Source organism: Maribacter aquivivus, from assembly GCF_900142175.1.
GTDB classification, from domain to species: Bacteria; Bacteroidota; Bacteroidia; order Flavobacteriales; family Flavobacteriaceae; genus Maribacter; species Maribacter aquivivus.
On the sequence record NZ_FQZX01000001.1, the window covers coordinates 821,946 to 843,047 of the forward strand.

Consider the following 21,102-nt stretch of genomic DNA (forward strand, 5'->3'; position numbering starts at 1 on the left):
AATGCTATGTATTAATTATCTTGTTTAATACGGTTTTGTTCGTCCTTTGAAGAGTTCTCTCGCTTATTGTTTTTTCCGAATTTAGAACCAAAATTATAGTTCAATTGTAAAAATACGTTGTTTCTTGCCCAATTTGAAACCACCGTTGCATCCACATTATCATACTTTACAACCCCATTAAAAGGTCTTTGAATTAACTCTTCTAACTCTAAACTTACTTTTAATTTATCATCAAGAAAGCTTTTGCTAAAAACAATATCAATACCGGCCAACCAATCATATTCGATAATGCCCTCTAGCCCGCCAGAAGTATAGTATGTAGATACTTCAGAGTTGATTTCCCATGGCAACTCATATTCAGCTCCTGCAAAACCCGTAAAGCTCCATTTAGACAAGTCTAACATCGGTTCTAAATTCTCAGAGGTATATTCATTATGATTCGCTTGAACGCCTACATAGCCATCTATATTCTCTATAAAATCTAATGGTGCAAAAAAACTAAAACTCCAGTTTTTGTTTTCAGCCAAATTAATCATGGTTCTAGAGGTTTCTGCCGAAGCATCGTTCTGATTGATGATTTCAAATAATTGATCTGCCGTTTCTCTGTAGTTAATATTGAAAAATGGTTGGTTGTCATAAGTCAAATTAAACTGATAACTATTTGTAAACGCAGGTTTTAAATTAGGGTTTCCTTCTTCAAAAGTAAATGGGTCGTAGAAATACACAAAAGAATTAAGTGAGCTGTAAGAAGGTCGCTGAATACGATAACTGTACGCTAAATTTGCGCTAATTTCATTTGTAATTTTTCTGCTGACACTTGCGCTTGGAAACAGCTTTGATATTTTTCTAGTTCTTGTCTCGTCTGTAGTTGTTGCTGTACCTTGGGTATCACTTTCTTCCCAACGTAATCCACCAGAGAAGGTCCATTTATCAACCTTTATGTTCATTTTAGAGTAAAATGCAAGAATAGTTTCATCTACCAAAAACCGATTACTTTCTGCCGGTAGAAACTGAAAAACACCCTCATCATCTTCCGTTAACGATTGTAAGTCACTGTCTGATTTTACATCAGAAAACTTAGTGCCCGCATTCCATGAAAAATTCTCATTTACAGTTCGCTTAAAATCGATTTTATAGGTATTAATCTTATAAGAAGCATCTTGAAAATAACGCCTATTATTAAACGGTAATGTGGAGGTCCCTACTTGATATAAGTTATTTTCGTTGTCATAGCTATAGTCCACAAAATTATAATCTAGCACTAATTTATTCTTGTCATCTTTGAACTCATAGTACGGATTAACTGTATAGATGCTTCTATTTCTATCAAAACTATTATCTGTAAGTAATGTAATGTCTGATGAGGTACTTGATATGGTTGTGTTGTTATTAGATACTCGGTCAGAATCACTATTTACCATTCTACCATTAATACCAATAGAATGTTTGTCTGTTAAGTAGTAATCCACACCTGCACCAAGATTCGCAATTATGGGGTCAAAAGCAGATTTTGAAGTTTGTTTATACGTTTCATCTAAGACCTTACGTGACAATGTTAAATCATCTCTTGAAGTTGATTTTCTATACCCTGCGCTTAGTTGCCAATTAAGTTTGTTTTTATAGCTGGCTACGGAAGCACTGGTAGCATACTCAAATCTATTCTCGTAACCCACCATTTGTTTTACATTACCGTGCGTACCTAGTTTTACATTATTCTTTAAAATGATGTTTAGAATTGGTCCAGAACCTTCCGCGTCATACTCAGAACCTGGTTGTTGTATTAACTCTACCTTAGAAATGTTGTCTGCCGGTAAATCTCTCAGTAAACTTGCCGTATCCATATAATCAGTAGTCTTGCCGTTAATGAGTATTCTAATATTGCCTTGACCTGCATAACTTACATTACCGTTGGTCATTATTATACCCGGTACTTTTTTTACCACGTCTTGAAGATTGGTGTTCACCATATCTGAATTTTCAAGATCAACTATTAGCTTTTCTGCAGTTTGCTTAATTTGTGGTCGTCTACTTTTTACAACGACTTCATCTAAGTTTTGTGTTTCTTCGTTCAACGTAAAATTTACTATTAATTCTGATTGAGGTAGTTGAAATTCATCTGATTTTTTAGTTTCAAATCCAAGAACAGATGCCTCTATCACATAAGTGCCATTTGCAATATTTTCAAATAAGTAAGCACCAATTTCATTACTAATTACCCCGGTTATAGCTTTTTCTTCACCTACCTCATAAAGAATAATATTAGCATAAGGTAACGGCGTTTTTAATGGATCACTGATAGTACCCGTTATAGTGTTTTGAGCGATAGTAACTGCTGTGATGAATAGCGCAACTAATAGAATTGTTGATTTTAGTTTCATGACTGGTCGTTTTTTGATTGATGCCGTAAAACTATAGTTGACCTCTTATTTTATAAAGTAGATTCTGCCCAATTGGGATAAAAAAAGGATAAGATGGGTATTCTTTTGGCTATAGGTTTTAGAAAAAAAAAAGTCCTACATTTTAAATGTAGGACTTTTTAAAAATACTAATTTCGTATTTTAGAAGTCGGCAAGTAAATTTAAAGCCTCACAAGTTGCATCTACTACTTGTTGCGGAGACATACCGTCTAAATCAGATTCATCTAACGTTCCAGCACTTTCACCGCCAACAGTTAAATCATATGTTCCGTCGCCATTATCGCAAATTTCCACTTTTTGATCTGCAGCGGTACATGATTTACATCCATTATCATCGTCATCTTTTGAACAACTAGTAAAAGCTACGGTAGCAAATAATGCTAAAAATAAAATTGATTTTTTCATAAAAATTTGGTTTTGGTTGGTTTTTCTTACCTCCTTAACGAAATCGTTTTACAAAATATTGCGAAATTATAATATTAAGAAAAATTATAACCTACCAAAACAAATAGATAATGCTGTCAAATATCGTATATACATACAATAGTAGAGGGAATAATTCTTTTAAAATCTTTATCGTTTACATTGTCACTAATAAAGATTAGCATTAAGAAAATGACTTGGGTTTTTGGTATTTTAGCTTTCTTTGGCCTCTTCTTTATCCGGGTCTTCAAGAGGGAACATTTTACCCAAGTATGCCAATTTGTATCCTTTTTGAATGTCTGTGAATTCTTTACTAAATGCAGTAATAATATGTATTTCTCCTTCTGGATCTATCAGGAATAAAGGAACAATATCTGCATCGGCCTTTGTTATTTCTATTAAACCTTCGTAATGCTCTGTATCGTGAAGTTCAATTTCATGTATAGCCGGATACTTTCGTGCCGCTTCGGTCAATTTAATAAAGTCATCGGTGTGCGAAAACAATCCCTCTTTTGGATTATTCTCCGGATCTGACATTTCATCTGCATCTACCAATCTAAACGAACCATTTTCACCAAAAGCATCTTGAAATTTATCTATAGCATACCTGTTTATATCTGAGTTTGCGGTCAATGCCATTAAATAACCAATATCGTTAAGTTCAATATTATCGGTTAAATTATCAGAATAAATGTTTGCCGAAATAGCTTCTAATCCTAATTTATTTGCCTTTTCTATATTAGACTGGTTATTGTCTATTAAAACTACATGCCTGTCGTTTTTGTGTAAATACTCCCCAATTAAACGAGATACTTTTGAGGCTCCTAGAATCAAAATTCCTTCAGACTTATTAAGAAAGACACCTATTAGTTTAGCAAAAATTCTAGCTGTGGTGGCATTTAACAAAACCGTACCCAAAACGATCATGAATACTAACGGAGTAATGTAATCTGCCCCTGGCTCTCCCCTAGCTATTAATTTAGACCCAAATAAAGATGCAATACCAGCTGCAACAATACCTCTTGGACCTACCCAGCTGATAAAAAGTTTTTCATTCAATTTTAAATTAGAACCAATAGAACTTAAGAAAACACCAAGCGGCCTAATGACTAACACAATAGATAAAAACAGTACTATGGTTTTCCATGTATAAATTAATTCTAGATCTGAAATATCAATATTAGCTGCTAATAAAATGAATAGTATAGAGATTAAAAGAATGCTCAAAGATTCTTTAAAATAGAGTAATTCTTTAATATTCGGTAAATTGGTATTACCCATTACCATACCCATTACAACCACCGCCAATAAGCCAGATTCATGTGCAAAAACATCTGACATGACAAAAACACCCAATACAACAGATAACGAAACTACATTCAATAAATAATGTGGTATAAGACTCTTTTTGATTAAAAAAGTTAGTGCGTGTGCAAAGGTGAAACCAAAGGTAAAACCGAATAACAGAATTTTGCCGAACTCGACTAATGCAGTCATGGTATAAGCTTGACCTTCGCCAACACTTATAAACTCATAGACCAATACCGCTGCCAATGCACCAATAGGATCTATAAGAATTCCTTCCCATTTTAATATGGCAGAAACATCTTTTTTAAGCGGAATATTCCTTAAAATAGGGGTAATTACTGTTGGACCCGTTACAATTATTAAAGCAGAAAATAAGAAAGACAACTGCCATGAAAGTCCAAATAAAAAGTAGGCCGCCAATGCTGCTCCAAAAAAGGTTGTTAAGCTACCAAGGGTAATTAACTTGGTTATTACCGGACCAATATTTTTAATCTCAGAACGCTTTAGTGTGAGTCCGCCTTCGAATAAAATGATGCTTATTGCCAAAGACACAAAGTAATACAAACTATCTCCAGGAAAAAGACCCTTGGTTCCGTTCCAAATTGGCTCTATAATTTTAGAATGATCCTCAGTGTACAATGTTGAAATTGGACCAACGATTAAACCTATAAGAATTAATGGTAAAATTGCGGGTAGTTTTAAGCGCCATGCTACCCATTGAGCAAGTATTCCTAAAATGATAATTCCTGCAAGCTCTAGCATACATTTTATTTTGTATAAAAATAACAATTAAACGGCACTATATAACATAAAAACCAAGTGAAACAGTGCATTTTTGAGTACCAGGTTCTACAGTACCAATTCACTTGTAATTATTTAGCCCTATCTTGTTGAACACAACATTAGAACCAACTACTTATCAAGTTATATAATTCCATTTTATTCGGATTTGCATTTTCGCCTTCACTCAAAGTAAATATACTAGAATCTAGCCGCATTGCATATTACTTAAACTGCAAACTTATTCTTTTACATGTAGGAGAAAAGACTGCAGAAAAATCTGCCAAGATTAATCAAATCATTTCTGAAACGGAACAGTCTGATGATACCATAGAAGTGGTTTGGAAAGAAGGCAACCCAGAGACCATTATAACGAAAGCTTGTGTCGATTTAAAAATAGATCTGTTGATTTTAGGCGCTTTGCAGCATGAAAATAAGTTTCAATTTTATGTAGGTTCTATAGCTAGAAAACTAACGCGTAAGGTTCATTGCTCTGTCCTCCTTTTAATTAAACCTACAGAAAAAAGAGTGCCTTGTAAGCACATTGTAGTCAACGGTCTAAATGCCCCAGAAACACCAATGGCCATTGAACATGCTTTTTATGTATCCAGCCTCTTGGGTGCCCAACAAATTACCATTGTTGAAGAAATTTTGCCAAAAGAAATTCAGGTAGACGTTGAAGATGACCGTTCGTTAAAAAAGGCAAATATCATTAAACAACGTATTAGACATAGAGAAGATTCTAGGGTCAACACTATAGTACGTTCACTGCCCGAGAACATCACTAAAGGCATTAAGGTTAAAACACAAAGTATTTTTGGTAAAAGAGGATATTCTATTGGGCATTACGCCGAAGTGGTAAGAGCTGACTTATTAGTTATGAACGCACCTATAAAAACAAGTATTTGGGATCGAATATTTCCACATGATATTGAATATATTCTATCTGATTTACCAACCGATTTATTAATTGTTAGAAAATAGATTTGACAGCTAAAAAGCAGAATAATTCAAACTTTATAGCCACGCTTCCAAAGAATTTATTTTCTGGTTTCGTTGTTTCATTAATAGCCTTACCTCTTGGGTTAGGACTTGCTCTTGCGAGCGAGGCACCGCCTATTTCAGGTATTATCGCTGCCGTTGTTGGTGGTATTGTTGTGTCTATTCTTGGAGGTTCTAATGTAACCATTACAGGACCTGGAAATGGTTTGGTCATTGTTCTTTTAGGTGCTATTACTACCCTTGGTGGTGGTGATCTTTATGCGGGGTATTTATTTACACTTGCAGCCATTGTTTTCTCTGGTATTCTAATGTTACTTCTTGGGTTTCTAAAAATGGGGCGACTTGCAGATTTCTTTCCTGCATCTGCCATTGAAGGAATGCTTGCCGCCATTGGCTTGGGAATTTTAGCCAAACAATTTCATATTATGATCGGCCATAATAATGAACATGGAAGTATTATTCATCTGTTATTACAGATTCCAGAGGGAATAATGGGTCTTTATCAAAACTATCATATAGAAGAACTTATTGCAGCAGCTATAGGTGTAATTGCCCTATTAATTATGGCGAATTACTCTAAAATAAGAAATAAATATTTACACCTTATTCCAGCACCCATGTGGATTCTAATTTTGTCTGTAGGGTTTAGTTATATATTTGTTTCATTAGGATTACCTTATCCTTTACAAGAAGAATTTTTGGTTAATATACCAGAAAATGTATTGTCTAACTTGGCTTTTCCTGATTTTTCAAAAGCTTTAGATATTGATTTCATAACTACCGTTTTTGCCATTACCCTTATAGCAAGTATAGAATCGCTTTTGAGTATTAAGGCCGTTGACAAACTTGATCCTGAACGAAGAAGATCTAATGTAAACAAAGATTTAAAGGCGCTTGGGCTAGCTACCTCTCTTAGTGGTCTGGTAGGTGGGTTAAATGTTGTAACCGTTATTGCTAGAAGTTCTGTCAATGTTAATAATGGCGCTACTAATAGATCTGCCAATATTTTTCACGCTCTGTTTCTCGTTGTTTTTGTGTTGCTTTTTCAAGACCAATTAAGACGAATTCCTTTAGCTGCCTTGGCGGCGATACTGGTGTTTACAGGTTATAAGCTTGCCACTCCAAAAAATCTACAAAAAGTTGCTCGTATTGGTAAAGAGCAGATTGTAATTTTTTTAGCCACTCTTTTGACCACATTGTTTACCAACCTAATATCAGGGATTGCGATGGGTATACTGGTTACTTTCATTATTCACGTAATATTAAACAGAAGTTTATCTCTTTTTATAAATCATTTGACCAAGCCAAATATTTTAATGTTTAAAGAGAAAGATGCCGGTAATTATTATATCAGCGTTAAGTATTTTGCCACTTTTCTTAATTTTTATAAACTAAAGAATAAGCTAGATATTATTCCAGAAAATGAAAATGTTATCTTAGATTTTTCGCTTTGTAGCTTTGTAGACCATACGGTTATGGAGGGTTTAGAGAACTATGTAGATACTTTTACAAAAAAAGAAGGTAGTATTGAGATTATAGGCTTAGACAAGCATGGTGCCGACTCTAAACATCCATTTGCTATTAGAAAAATATTACCGATCAACAAACTAGGTTCTATAGAAAAATACTTTACAAAAAGACAGCGCCTTTTAAAGACCATGGCAAAAGAATACCAATGGTCCTATGAGCCAAAAAGGTCTGATAAAACTAAATTTTTAAACAAGTTTATTTTCTTTAAAAATAGAAGAGTTCCTTACTACTACAACAGCTTTTACGATAATACAAAGACCTTTCATTTGTTTGATGTAGAATTTAACGAAGGGGAATTTATTGCCAAAGAAGTAGTTAAAACAACTATTCTACATATTAAACTTAAACATAAAATACCCGTATTTTCTTTAGACAAAGAAGGCCTTTTAGATTTTGTATATGGCATGGCCGGTTTTAAAGATATAGAATTAGAAAACCATCAAGATTTCAACAAACGTTTTTTCTTAAGCGGTGAGCATACAAAAGACATTCAAAATCTATTTACCAACGAGCTTATTCTATTCTTAGAAAGCAACCCCTATTATCACATAGAAACCAATGGTGATTCTATACTTATTCTTAAAAAGGAACGTCTACTAAGTGTTAAAGAGATAAAAGCAATGCTCTATTTCGGTAAGCAGCTCAATCAACTTCTTTGCGAAAGTGTTTCTGTTTAATCCGTTTTTGTTTTATCGTAATAGCCACAATCACCCTGTTTAACGTGTTTTTATCACTATTTAGTTAATCAGTTTTAATCGCTGCTTTAAAAAAGTTTAATTTCTAGCGAAATAACCACCTAACGCACATAGGCAATAAGTGTGATAATCACACCTAAAAAATCTTACAAAAAATGACGAAAAAACGTCTTTGTACTGGCTACTTTTTTAACTTCGTATATCTCGAGGGTTTAAGCTGTTATTTCAACTAGTATAGTTTTAATCGATATTATATAATTTATATTAATAAAAATGTCTGATACCAACACCCGGTCCATCTTTAAAAACCCGCTATTTTACGGGTTTTTTGCATTTTTAATTGTCTTAATCATAACCCAATTCATTGCCTTTCAAAAACATCAGCTTTATCAAAAAACAGAACAACAAGAAATTGAGCAACGTGTTTCTAAATTAAAAATAGACCTACAAAATATATTAGGTCAAAGTTTTAACGCTACTCAAACCTTGGCATTTATAGTTGAACACTATGGCATACCAAAGAACTTTGATAGTGTAGCTCAATTGCTTATAAATAGCAATAATAGTATAGATGCCCTAGAACTTGTAAATGAAAAAGGTGTAATTACGCATGTTTATCCTCTAAAAGGAAATGAGGTTATAGGTTTAAATATATTGAATGACCCAGATAATAAAATGGGTGCAAAGACGACTCTTGAAAAAGGCGATTATTACACCGCGGGTCCAATTTATTTAAAACAAGGTGGGTCTGGTATAATAGGCAGAAGACCTTTATATAAAAATGGCATGTTTAATGGTTTTGTAGCGGCAGTTGTTCGTTTATCAACAGTAATTAATACTGTGCAATTAGACAGTATTAATAACGAGAAATTCTCTTATCAATTAGTAAAAATAAATGCCGATAAAACTGAAGAAACATTTTACGCTTCTAGAAAGCTTTCTAAAGAAGGTGCTACTACCTTACCGCTAACTACCAGCCAAGGAGAATGGAAACTATATGTTTCTTCAGACAATAGCAACATTAATTCAACTACCATATTGTTTTCAGTTTTAGGTATAATACTTTCTTTAGTATGTGGTATTCTCTCATGGTTTCTAATGAGACAGCCCGTAAAATTAAATAAGCTAGTTGATGAAAAAACAGCATTATTAAAATCAAGTCAAGAGAGGTATCGGTTACTTATAGAAGAAGCTTCTGATATTATTATTTTAAGCGACTTTGATGGTAATATACTAGAGATCAACCCTTATGGAATTCAGATATTTGGCTATACTAAAGATGAATTGTTAACCAAAAACCTAAAAGAACTTGTAGCACCTGAAGAGTCTAACCAACTGCCGGCTCGTTATTCTGAAATGAGAGAAGGTAAAACTGTGCGTTTAGAAAGAAAATTGGTGAAAAAAGACAAGACTTTATTTTACGGAGAGGTTTGTGCCAAAAAATTAAACCAGACAACAGTTTTAGGTATTATCAGAGATGTTACCGAAAGAAAGGAGCTTGAATTAGCTGCCGAAGAAAATTTGGTGAAATTTAGTAAAGCATATAATAATCGTTTTGTCGGCATGGTTATTAAAGACCACAATAATCGTTTCGTAGATGCCAATTCTTACTTTTTAGATTTAATTGGTTATTCCATGGCAGAAATTAAGGGTAAAACCATTTCTGATATTGGTTTAATTAATATTGATAAAACGTTAAAAACAAATCCTGTTCTAAATGCTTTTACATGTTCCGATAGGGTAGACAAAATTGAGGTTGAATTCATATCTAAAGAAGGTAGAAAATTACATTTAATTACGTCAATTGAACCCTTTGAATATTTAGGTAAAAAACTAAGTCTAAGTACCTATATAGACCAGACCGAAACAAAAAAAGCCAACCAGGAAATTCTAAAAAGCGAAAAAAAATACAAACAACTCACTGAACGTATTTCAGATGCATATGTCGCTTTCGATAATGATTGGCGCTTTATAGATATCAATGCAAAAGCTGCCGAGATATTGAATATAGACACTAATGAAATTTTAGGTGAAAATGTTTGGGATGAATTTCCTGCCTTTAAAAATTCTGAAGCTTATGCTATTTTTCAAGCTGCCATGGGAAAACAAGAATATACCCATTTTGAACAATATCATGAAAATCGTGATATGTGGATTGAAAATCACCTTTACCCATCGCCCAACGGGCTTTCTATATACTTTAGAGATATTACCAGCGATAAAAAAGCTCATCAAGAAAAACAAAAACTAATTTCTATAATAGAAAATAGTCCTGGTTTTATTGGTTTGGCAACTTTGACAGGAGAGCCTTTGTTTATGAATGATGCAGGCAAAAAAATGGTTAATATACCAAGAGGTGTCAATTTAAAAAACACTACAATTTTTGATTATTTTGAAGATGACTATAGAGACGTCATAAAAAATACCCACTTGCCAACCATAATGGAAAAAGGTCATTGGACAGGAGAGGTGCCGCTAAAAAACTTTAAAACCAAAACATCAATTCCCCTAGAATTTTCTGGCTTCTTAATAAAAGACAAAGCTACTGATAAACCTATAGCAATAGGGGCCATAGGTTTTGATTTAACAGAAAGCAATAAAACAAAGCAAGAGATTTTGACTCTTAAAAACCAAATGGACTCTGCTATTAGAATTGGTAAAATTGGGTATTGGGATTTTGACATAGATACACAAACATTTATTTGTTCTCCTTTAATGTATACTATTTATGATTTGGAACCAGATGCAGTTTTAACGATAGCATATCTTGAAACTATTATTCATCCAGATGATTTAGAACTACATCGCCAAAATGTAAAAGCCATAATTATTGATAAAATTGCTCATGCCTTTACATACAGAATAATAGCTAAAGATGGCGCTATCAAATATTTAATGGTAGATATTGAAGTTATTAGAGACCCAGATAATATGGCCGTTGCTTTTAAGGGTACGGTAATCGATATTACAAAAGAAAAAAAGACAGATTTTGAAATAATCGATCTTAAAAATAAAATGGATATTGCCATGCGCATTGGCAAAATTGGTTATTGGGATTATGATTTTAGCACAGAAAAACTTTATTGGTCACCGAGACTGTACACTATCTATGATGTAGACATAAATAAAGAAATAACTTTAGCATTTGTAGAAAACCTAATGCACCCAGATGATGTAGAGAAACACAGAGAGCTTCTAAAAAGTGTAACTCCTGATGTTGATACGTATTCTCTTTCATATAGAATAATTAAGAAAGATGGCTCTATAAAATATATACTTGCAGAAATGGAGGTTGTAAGGGCTGAAGATAAATCACCTATTAAATATAGGGGAACTATTGTAGATATTACGAAGCAAAAAGAAACAGAGAATGAAATACTAATGCTTCAGTCTAGAATGAAAGCGGCAGTACGTATTGGTAAGTTTGGATATTGGCATTGGGAAATGAGCAACAATATTGTTGAATGGTCAAAAGAAATGTATGAAATTCATGAGATTGACCCAAGTGTTGAAATGACTCCAGAAATGATAAAGGAGATGGTTTATTGTGAAGATAGACACATGATTGACACTAAACTTGCAGGAAAAAAAGACGAAGGCAACTCTAGACCTAATTTTTATAGAATTCAATTAAAGGATAAATCATTTAAATACTTTTTAGCTTATTCAGAGGTTGTTTTTGATGATAATGATGTGCCTATTACTTATCGTGGTACTTCAATGGATATTACTAAAAGTGTTTTAGCAGAAGAGGCATTAAAAGAAAGTCAAGAGAAATTTTCTAAAGCTTTTCAAACCAACCTAATGGGTATGCTAATGTTAGATGCTGAAAGAAAAGTAATTGAAGCGAATGAAATGGCCTATGTCATTTTAAATACTAAGCCCCAAAATCTTATTGGTAAAACAATAGTAGAATCTGGTGAAATTTTCATCAATGAAGATGAGAGAGAAAGATTATGGCAAAAACTTAATACAGAAGGAGAAATTGTAAATCAAGAGTATAAAATTGAACTTAAAAATGGGTCTAAAAAAACTCTCCTGCTTTCCATGGCACCTCTTTATTTAAATAATAAGAAAAGTTATTTGGTAAATATTTTTGACGACTCAAAAAGAAAAGAGGCAGAGAGCAACCTAGAGACCCAATTTCATGAACTTCAAAAGACAAACTCAGAATTAGACAGTTTTGTTTACAGCGCTTCTCATGAATTAAGAGCCCCTTTATCATCTGTATTAGGTTTAATAAATCTTATTCAACTAGAAGATATTAACCCTAAGTTGTTTCAACATTTAAGCATGATGGAAAAATCTATAGAAAGGTTAGATGACTTTATCAAAGATATTATCGAATACTCAAGAAATAAACATCTAGCCATTAAGTTAGATTCTATAAATTTTAGTACTTTAATCGAACATTCGCTTCAGAGTTTATGGTATTTAGAAAACACCGATAAAATAAACATTGAAGTCAGTGTTAATAACAAAATAGAATTTGTATCAGATAGTAAGAGGATTTCAATTATATTGAATAATTTTATATCTAATGCAATAAAGTATCATGATGTCACTAAAAATGATGCCGCTATTTGGATTAATGTAAAAACTAACAAAAAAGAGGCGGTCTTGATAATAAAAGACAACGGTGTTGGTATGGAAGATGACCAACTAGAAAAGATTTTTGAAATGTTTTATAGGGTATCTTCTAAAGTAATGGGGTCTGGTATTGGTCTGTTTATTGTAAAAGAAGTACTGTCTAAATTGAATGGAACAATAGATGTAAAATCTAAAATAGGTAAAGGATCAACGTTTACTCTAAAAATACCAAATGAATCAGGTAAATAATAATATGGCCAAGGATATAAATATTTTATTGATTGACGATTCGGATGTGGATAATTTCATAAATAAAGCCATTATTTCGAAAGAGGATAATATTTCGCAAATTACAACCATGACATCTGGGCATGAGGCGCTAGCGCATTTAAACAGTATTATAGACAATACCGAAGCTTACCCCGATGTTATTTTTCTGGATATTAAAATGCCAAGAATGAACGGATTCGAGTTTTTAGATGAATACGTTAAATTACCAGACACACTTACTGATCAATGTAAAATATACATATTAAGTTCTTCGATAGATACTTTAGATTCTGAGAAGGGAAAAGACTACCCTGTTGTTAGCAAACATTTAATTAAACCTTTAGCCCATCATATTATTGGTGATTTATTGAGCGAAGATTAGTTTTTTGCATATTTATTAAACTGTATAAGCTTTACCACCATATTAACTCATTTTCCATTTTAATACCACTACACCTTTAATAAGTCTTATAATCTAAGGGTTAAATGATAATACTTTCTTAATAATTCTAAGATCTCATACACTTTTATTATTTTGCCCCTTATGAAAATTTATCCTGTTGAAACTGGTAATTTTAAATTGGACGGCGGTGCCATGTTCGGCGTAGTACCTAAGGTAATTTGGCAAAGAACAAATCCTGCAGACAACAACAATTTAATTGATATTGCGGCTAGAAGTCTTTTAATTGAAGACGGCGATAGGTTAATTTTAGTGGATACAGGCATGGGTAATAAACAATCTGACCAATTTTTTGGGTACTACTACCGTTGGGGAGATTTCAATATTGACTCTTCATTAAAAAAGCATGGTTTTCATAGAGATGATATCACCGATGTATTTTTAACCCATCTTCATTTTGATCATGTTGGTGGTGCCATTCAGTGGAACAAAGATAGAACCGGATATGAACCTGCCTTTAAAAATGCTAAATTTTGGACCAATGAAAAACATTGGAAATGGGCAACAGAACCCAACCCAAGAGAAAAAGCTTCTTTCTTAACAGAGAACTTAATACCAATGCAAGAAAGTGGTCACTTGACTTTTATTAATCATACAGACGGAGAGTTTTTAAAAAATAGTCCGCTAGGTTTTGATATTCGTTTTGTAGACGGGCATACAGAAAAGCAAATGCTACCGCAATTTTCATATCAAGGTAAGACTATTGCCTACATGGCAGATCTTATACCTACTGCAGGTCATATTTCATTGCCTTATGTTATGGGATATGATACTAGACCACTAATGACAATGACAGAAAAAAAGCTATTCTTGAACGAAGCTGCAGATAACAATTATTATCTATTTTTTGAGCATGATGCACATAACCAACTGTGTACATTAAAGCACACTGAAAAAGGTGTTCGTTTAGATCAGGTATATACTTTCAATGAACTCTTCAATTAACTATACACAATCACATTTAACTATAAATAAATTAGAAAAAGTTACCCTCGTATGACAAATACATATTTAAAATCAATCTTCGCACTATCAATAGCTGCGGTTTTAACCGGGTGTGGAAGCACAAAATCAGTTGGAGGTAGCGGATTAGTTCTTACTCCCGTAGAAAACATAGATGCTACGCCTTTAAAAATTTCTGACCTTACTACCAGTGAAAAAAATAACTGGGGTCATTTAGATCTAGTTACCGATACTATACCCGGTATGAGTGTAGATAAAGCGTACAGAGAAATCATAAAAAATAGAAAAGGAACAAAAACAATTGTTGCCGTACTTGATTCTGGTATTGACCTAAAGCATGAAGACCTTGTTAATGTATTATGGACTAATACTAAAGAAAAAGCCGGTAACGGTATTGATGATGATGGTAACGGATTCATAGATGACATTCATGGTTATAATTTCTTAGGCGAGTCTTATAATGAACAATTAGAATATGTTCGTATGCTTCGTTTAAATATTGGTGACGCCGCAACGTTATCAAAAGCCAAAACTAAATTAGATGCTAAATACAATGAGGCTTTACAGGGTAAAGAGCAATACGAATCTATATATCAAGCTGTAAAAAATGCAGATGCAGATGTAAAGAAGTATTTAAAGAAAGACACCTATACTAAAAAAGATTTATCAACTATAAAAGCAACAGATGAAGCTATGCAACGTAATGTTGCCATACTAAATCAAATGTTCGGTATTAATGAAACTATACCGGGTGTTCTTAAAGACTTAACCAATGGTCTTAAATACTATACAGAACAACTTAACTATAATCTAAACAAAGATTTTAATGGTAGAGAATCTGTTGGTGATAATGCCTATGATTTTACCGATGTTGATTACGGTAACGGAAATCCTCAAAATAGAGTTGATGATGAAAGTCACGGTACTCACGTAGCAGGTATTATCGCTGCTGAACGTAATAATGGTAAAGGTGTTAACGGTGTTGCTAACAATGTAGCTATTATGAGTATTAGAGCCGTGCCTAACGGTGATGAGTATGATAAGGATATTGCCAGAGGTATTCGTTATGCTGTTGATAACGGTGCACGTGTTATTAATGGTAGTTTTGGTAAGTCTTTTTCTCCAAATGCCAATTGGGTTTATGATGCTATTAAATATGCTGCAGATAACAATGTGCTTTTTGTACATGCTGCCGGTAATGATGGTGCTGATCTAGATAATCCTATTAAAGCTAACTTCCCTAACGATCAAATAAACAACGGTCCAGAAATTGCTGATAATGTAATTACAGTTGGTGCCTTAAACCCAAAATACGGATCTGAATTGGTAGCGAGCTACTCTAACTACGGAAAAATTAATGTTGATATTTTTGCTCCAGGTACAGATATCTATTCTTCATACCCTAATAACGAATATGAATATTCTCCAGGCACTTCTATGGCTGCACCTGGTGTTGCAGGTGTTGCTGCTTTGGTAATGTCTCAATACCCAAGCTTAACGGCTTCTCAAGTGAAGAAAATAATATTGCAATCTGGTTTACCTATTAAAACAAAAGTAGTATTAGGTAAGAACACGGGTAAAAGTGGTTCTTTAGATGAAATCTCTACTTCTGGTAAAATAGCAAATGCCTACAATGCATTGGTTTTAGCTAGTAAAGTAGCTGCAGGACAGGTTAAATTATAATAATTATACAACTCATATGACTAAATCATTTTTTACGTTTCTAACAGCAGTTTTCTCAATAGGATTACTGGCTCAAAACAAAACCGATTATTGGCAACAACATGTTGATTACACCATGGCGGTAGATATGAATGTTGATAATTTTCAATATACCGGTACACAGACCTTGGTCTATACCAATAATTCTCCAGATGAGTTAAAGCGTGTTTACTTCCATTTGTATTTCAACGCTTTTCAACCTGGTAGTGAAATGGATATTCGCTTACAAAGCATTGCTGATCCAGATGATAGAATGACTACCCCTGATAAAAAAAGTAGAATTGCTTCACTTACCGATAGTGAAATAGGATACTTACATGCAACCTCTTTAACACAAGATGGAAGTAAGGTTACATTTTCAGAAGAAGGAACCGTGTTAGTTGTTGATTTGGCTAAGCCGATAGCAGCTGGTGCTAAGTCTACTTTTAATATGGAATTTAAAGGTCAAGTTCCGTTACAAATTAGACGTTCTGGTAGAAATAGTGAAGAAGGTGTTGCCTTATCAATGAGCCAATGGTATCCAAAATTAGCAGAATATGATTTTGAAGGCTGGCATGCAGATCCATATATTGCACGTGAGTTTCAGGGAGTTTGGGGAGATTTTGATGTAAAATTGACCATTGACAAAGAGTACACCGTTGGTGGAACTGGTTATTTACAAAACCCTAACGAAATAGGTCATGGTTATGAAACACCTGGTACTAAAATTAAAAAACAAAAAGGCAAGACATTAACTTGGCATTTTAAAGCGCCAATGGTTCATGATTTTATGTGGGCCGCAGATCCAGAATATATTCATGATATTCAACAAGTACCAGACGGACCTGTGCTTCATTTCTTATATAAAAACGATCCTGAAATTTTAGAGAACTGGAAAAACCTTCAGCCTAAAACTATTGAAGCAATGCAGTTTTTTAGCAAGAACATTGGTAAATACCCATATGACCAATACTCGGTTATTCAAGGTGGTGATGGTGGTATGGAATATGCGATGTCCACTTTAATAACAGGTAAGCGTAAATTTGGTAGCCTTGTTGGTGTTATGGCGCATGAAATGGCACACTCTTGGTTTCAACATATATTAGCAACAAACGAAGCTAAACATGAGTGGATGGATGAAGGGTTTACTTCTTTTATTTCTAAACTTTGTATGAGTGAAATAATGGACTACGAAAAAGAAAATCCTTTTGAGGGTACATATAAAGGGTACAGAAACTTAGCCCTTTCTGGTAAAGAACAACCACAAGGTACATATGCAGATCGTTACGCTCTTAATTTTGCCTACGGTATTTCTGCTTACAGTAAAGGTTCTATATTTCTATCTCAATTAGGCTATGTTATAGGTCAAGATAAATTGATGGAAACTATTCGTCAATACTACGATGAGTTTAAGTTTAAACACCCGGTGCCTAACGATATTAAGCGTGTTGCAGAGAAAGTATCTGGTTTTGAATTAGATTGGTATTTAACCGATTGGACACAGACAAATAATACTATTGATTACGGTATTAAAGAGGTGTTGGCATCAGAAAACAACACTAAAATTACCTTAGAACGTATTGGTTTAATGCCAATGCCTTTAGATATTTTGGTGGTATATAATGATGATTCTAGAGAAACCTTTTATGCTCCGTTACGTATGATGCGTGGTGAAAAAGAAAACCCTTATGAGGGTATTGAAAGAACTGTAATTGAAGATTGGCCTTGGGCTTACCCAACCTATAATTTTACTATCAACAAACCAATGTCTTCAATAAAAGCAATTGTTATTGATCCTTCGCAATTAATGGCAGATGTCAATTTAGAGAATAATGTTTGGCAAGCAGAATAGTTTCTTCTTCTAAACTTTAAGATATTTACGCCCCCTCATTGGGGGCTAATTCTTTTTAATACTTCTTTTATAATGGATGCATCCTTCGGAAAAAAGGAAAAACTAAAAAGTAAAATACTCATCACCCAATTGTTTCAAGAGGGAAGAGGTGTTTCCGTATATCCGTTGAAATTAATTTATCTATCCGTAGAACAAAAAGAAGTGCCAATTAAAACAGGGGTAACCGTATCTAAACGAAATTTTAAAAGTGCGGTTGATAGAAATAGGATTAAACGGCTACTTAGAGAGTCTTATAGACTTAATAAAGCGCTGGTTTTTAACAATACAGATGCAAACTTTGCGTTTCTATTTTTATACCTTGGTAAGGATATGCCCACCTTTGAGCAGTTAGATCATAAAATGAAGCTCGTTTTAAACAAGTTTAAGCTACAGATTGATGAAAAAAATAATAAGTAAAAAAGTACTTGTACCCATAATTGCCATCGCTTTTCTATTTGTAGGAAGTAGTTATAAGAGTGACTTTTTTGAAATAGCCAAACAGATTGAAATCTTTACCACCTTGTTCAAAGAATTGAACATGAACTATGTGGATGAAACCAACCCGGCAGAATTAATGGATACCGCCATTAAAAATATGCTGAACGAATTGGATCCCTATACCAAATTCTTAAACGAACAAGATGTAGAAACGTATCGCATAAACAATGCTGGCGAATATTCTGGTATTGGTGCCATGGTACGTTCTTTTGATGATAAATTATTAATTATAGAGCCACACCAAGGATACCCCGCAGATAAGGCAGGATTAAAGGCCGGTGATGAAATAATACAGATTGGCGATATCAAGGTGGCAGATTTTGAAGATAATGCCAGTGAGCTTTTAAAAGGGGCTAACGGGTCAACAATAAATGTTACTTACAAGAGACAAGGTAAATTAAACACTACTAGTATTACTCGTGAAGGCATTGAAGTAGATGCAGTACCTTTCTTTAAAATGATCGATAACAAAACCGGTTATATTGTTTTGGCAAAATTTAATGCCAAAGCAACAGAACAGACCAAATCTGCTTTATTAGATTTGAAAGGAAAGGGTGCAGAAAAAATTATCTTAGACTTAAGAGGAAACCCTGGCGGATTATTATCTGAAGCTATTAATGTTACTAACTTATTTGTACCAAAAGGTGAATTGGTTGTGACAACGAAATCAAAGGTTAAAAAATTCAACCGAGAATATCATACCAACAATCAGCCTGTAGATGAAGAAATTCCGCTAGTTGTTTTAGTAAACGGAAGCAGTGCTTCTGCCAGTGAAATTGTTTCTGGTAGTTTACAAGATTTAGACAGAGCAGTAATAATGGGGGCCAGAAGCTTTGGTAAAGGCTTAGTACAACGTCCACTTAAATTGACTTACGGTACTCAACTTAAAGTTACCATTTCTAGATATTATACCTCTTCTGGTCGTTGTATACAATCGTTGGATTATTGGAACAGGGATGAAAGTGGTAATGCAGTCCGTAATACTACTTTTAATGATTTTACCACTCGTAACGGTAGAAAAGTACAAGATGGTGGTGGTATTTTACCAGATATTGAAGTAGCTACTTCTAAAACCAATGACCTTACTTTGGCATTGTTGCAGAATAACGTCATATTCGATTATGCTACTAACTACCATTATGCTCATAAATATAATGATGTTGCCGACTTTAAATTTACAGATGCCGATTTTAATGCCTTTAAGAACTACGTAAAACAAAGTAGTTTCTCTTTTGAGACCAAAGCAGAGCAGGCTATTAAAAAGGCGCTCTCTGGCGATGAAAATGACTTTTTAGGTTCAGATGTTCAAGACAGTTATAAAACCTTGTTAGCGAATATTGAAAAAGGTAAAATCAATGCTTTAGATAAATACCAAAGGGAGATTCAAAAGAATCTTGAAGATGAGATTGTAAAACGTTATTTCTACCGAGATGGTTTGTACCAATATTACTTAAACAACGACGACGCTATTTTGGCTGCTACCGAATTGTTAAGCAATAATTCTAAATACAGCGCTATATTAAAATAGTGTTCTTTACTTAATTTTTAAGTGACTATTCTAATTATAGATACATGTTTTGGTATCTGAAACCTCATAATACTCTTTGTAGTTAATTGCTTTTGGGTCTGTGCATCCTTTTAGATTGCGGATTTTAATAGCTCTGAAATCAATTGGCTGGCCTTCACTTTGTAAAGCAATAAAACCTTCTTTCAAAAGCCTACCGTCTTGTTTCATTTTAGGATCATAACCATTTGCTACTTCACCCCCAATTTGTGGTTTTGTGTATTCTAACACTGTTTTACCATTAATAATATGTTTCACCAATGAATCGTGATAAACTACTAACTCTGCTGTTACCCACTGATCCCCGTAATATGTATCGGATGTTGAATTAATACAGTGTCTAGGGTCAATTTTACCTTCAAAAATAACATCGGTACCTGGTGAACACATATTACCGGTTGGGCGTTCTTTACCCTCTTCTACACCCGCTAAAAATTGTATTTCTACACTAATGGGCCAATCTTGTTCTTTTAACATGGTTTGCGGGTCTTGCGAATGAAACATTACTCCGCTATTCAGAATCGTATACTCTGGTGCGCCTTTATATAATTCACCTACAAATCTATATTGTACCGTAAAATGAAAATCTGAAAAGGGTTTATCATAGTATAAATGTGAAAAACGATTATTAAAATCTCCCTCATATTTATCATATCTCACTTTCACCATATCATCTTCAGCGCGAAAGGTATCTGCATAATTATCCCCAACTTCATAGTGGTGAACTTTTGTTGTCCATCCATTTAAATCATTTCCGTTGTACATGGTTTCCCATCCATCGTTTGTTTCTTGAGAATTAATAACTCCGCATCCTAATAACAATAAAAGAGTGGCACCTAGTACTTGCGATTTAAGTAGTTGTTTATTCATGCTGATTGTGTTTGGTTGAATTATTAAGAAAGGGAACTTATGCAAAAAATACATATATAAATATACTCAATGTTCTGATATCTTAGATGATGCGATTATTCAGACATATTCCAATCAATACCAGAAAATCTGTTCATTTA

13 protein-coding genes are annotated in these 21,102 nt (G+C 33.7%); 9 read left to right on the top strand and 4 right to left on the bottom strand.

Features of this window, described 5'->3' with window-relative positions:
• Positions 1-11: 11 nt before the first annotated feature.
• The 3 genes from BUC31_RS03645 to BUC31_RS03655 form a co-directional block, all read right to left on the bottom strand.
• Entirely contained in the window at positions 12-2,378 is a 2,367-nt protein-coding gene (locus BUC31_RS03645; protein ID WP_073241350.1) for an outer membrane beta-barrel protein, read from the bottom strand.
• Between the two features lie 180 nt (positions 2,379-2,558).
• Positions 2,559-2,822 (bottom strand): hypothetical protein, encoded by a 264-nt coding sequence (locus BUC31_RS03650; protein WP_073241352.1) that lies wholly within the window; start codon positions 2,820-2,822, stop codon positions 2,559-2,561.
• A gap of 231 nt (positions 2,823-3,053) precedes the next feature.
• Positions 3,054-4,910 (bottom strand): cation:proton antiporter, encoded by a 1,857-nt coding sequence (locus BUC31_RS03655; RefSeq protein WP_073241354.1) that lies wholly within the window; start codon positions 4,908-4,910, stop codon positions 3,054-3,056.
• 354 nt (positions 4,911-5,264) lie between these two features.
• Here BUC31_RS03655 and BUC31_RS03660 point away from each other — a divergent pair, with 354 nt between their 5' ends.
• The 9 genes from BUC31_RS03660 (at position 5,265) to BUC31_RS03700 (ending at position 20,056) form a co-directional block, all read left to right on the top strand.
• A complete protein-coding gene (locus BUC31_RS03660; protein WP_317614935.1) occupies positions 5,265-5,912 on the top strand; it encodes a universal stress protein in 648 nt (215 codons plus the stop codon).
• A gap of 2 nt (positions 5,913-5,914) precedes the next feature.
• Positions 5,915-8,137 carry a SulP family inorganic anion transporter gene (locus tag BUC31_RS03665; RefSeq protein ID WP_073241358.1) on the top strand — a complete coding sequence of 741 codons (2,223 nt, stop codon included), beginning with the start codon at positions 5,915-5,917 and terminating at the stop codon, positions 8,135-8,137.
• 291 nt (positions 8,138-8,428) lie between these two features.
• A complete protein-coding gene (locus BUC31_RS03670) occupies positions 8,429-12,994 on the top strand; it encodes a PAS domain S-box protein (protein WP_073241360.1) in 4,566 nt (1,521 codons plus the stop codon).
• Positions 12,978-13,397 (top strand): response regulator, encoded by a 420-nt coding sequence (locus BUC31_RS03675; protein ID WP_084134933.1) that lies wholly within the window; start codon positions 12,978-12,980, stop codon positions 13,395-13,397. Before BUC31_RS03670 ends, BUC31_RS03675 begins: the two co-directional genes overlap by 17 nt.
• A 162-nt stretch (positions 13,398-13,559) precedes the next feature.
• A complete protein-coding gene (locus BUC31_RS03680) occupies positions 13,560-14,420 on the top strand; it encodes an MBL fold metallo-hydrolase (RefSeq protein ID WP_073241362.1) in 861 nt (286 codons plus the stop codon).
• 51 nt (positions 14,421-14,471) lie between these two features.
• Positions 14,472-16,121, top strand: a complete 1,650-nt coding sequence (locus tag BUC31_RS03685; protein WP_073241364.1) for a S8 family peptidase — start codon at positions 14,472-14,474, stop codon at positions 16,119-16,121.
• A gap of 16 nt (positions 16,122-16,137) precedes the next feature.
• Positions 16,138-17,991: a M1 family metallopeptidase gene (locus BUC31_RS03690; RefSeq protein WP_073241366.1), complete on the top strand. Its 1,854-nt coding sequence runs from the start codon at positions 16,138-16,140 to the stop codon at positions 17,989-17,991.
• Between the two features lie 72 nt (positions 17,992-18,063).
• Positions 18,064-18,447: a ribonuclease P protein component gene (rnpA, locus tag BUC31_RS03695; protein ID WP_073241368.1), complete on the top strand. Its 384-nt coding sequence runs from the start codon at positions 18,064-18,066 to the stop codon at positions 18,445-18,447.
• A complete protein-coding gene (locus BUC31_RS03700) occupies positions 18,428-20,056 on the top strand; it encodes a S41 family peptidase (protein WP_073241370.1) in 1,629 nt (542 codons plus the stop codon). The genes rnpA and BUC31_RS03700 overlap by 20 nt, the downstream gene beginning before the upstream one ends.
• A gap of 30 nt (positions 20,057-20,086) precedes the next feature.
• On the opposite strand, the gene BUC31_RS03705 is transcribed toward BUC31_RS03700, so the two are convergent.
• Entirely contained in the window at positions 20,087-20,962 is an 876-nt protein-coding gene (locus BUC31_RS03705; protein WP_073243731.1) for a 3-keto-disaccharide hydrolase, read from the bottom strand.
• Positions 20,963-21,102 lie beyond the last annotated feature (140 nt).